Origin of the sequence: Frankia sp. R82, from assembly GCF_023716925.1 — a bacterium.
GTDB lineage: Bacteria > Actinomycetota > Actinomycetes > Frankiales > Frankiaceae > Frankia.
This window is the reverse complement of sequence record NZ_JAMQQG010000195.1, coordinates 1-627: the sequence shown is the minus strand read 5'-3', so window position 1 is coordinate 627 and position 627 is coordinate 1. Positions and strand designations below refer to the sequence as shown.

Sequence of the window (627 nt, the reverse complement as noted above, 5' to 3'; positions counted from 1 at the left end):
CTAGTGGTCGTCGCCGTTAGTTCGTCGGTGATCGGTGGTGTCAGGTAGGTAGAGGCTGGCGGCGAGGTCGAGTGCGGCTTCGGCGGTTCCGGTCGGGGAGCCGTCGGCGAGGACGGAGTCGGCGTAGTCGTCGTGGCTGGCCCGCCAGATCGCGAAGCCCCACTGGCTGGCGTAGCCGACGTAACGCAGCCGGCACAGGGGCTGGTCGTCGCCGTCGGGGTCGGTCGCGGTGACGTAGGCGAACGGGCCGCGGTAGCGGGTGGACACCGTGATCCCGGGCCAGTTCGTGGCGGCGTGCGCGACGAGGCGCTGCTGCAGGGAGGTCTTCGTCGACTCCGGGATACCCGCCACGGTCTGATTGTGGCCGGAGGGTGGTCGTGGCTTGTCTGTGGGGCGTGGCTGGCCCGGTAGGACCGTGAGGGTGTCTCGCCGTGCCACCGCGATCATCCTGACCGACGATGTCCGCACCGTCCTGGCCGGCCGTGCCCGCTCGGCGACCGTGCCACGCCGTGACTGGCTGCGCGCGACGATCGTGCTCGCCGCCGCCGACGGTGCGGGCAACGCGGCGATTGCCACCAGGCTTGGCGTCTGCGAGGACACCGTGGGCAAGTGGCGGGGCCGGTTCGC

The 627-nt window shown here is 71.5% G+C and carries 2 protein-coding genes; one reads left to right on the top strand and one right to left on the bottom strand.

The window, feature by feature from the left end:
- On the bottom strand, nt 1-351 hold the full coding sequence (locus tag ND747_RS16580) for a hypothetical protein (RefSeq protein ID WP_251734505.1): 351 nt from the start codon (nt 349-351) through the stop codon (nt 1-3).
- A gap of 70 nt (nt 352-421) precedes the next feature.
- On the opposite strand from ND747_RS16580, the gene ND747_RS16575 reads away from it, so the two are divergent.
- A partial coding sequence (locus ND747_RS16575; protein ID WP_251734504.1) for a helix-turn-helix domain-containing protein occupies nt 422-627 on the top strand: 206 nt, incomplete at its 3' end.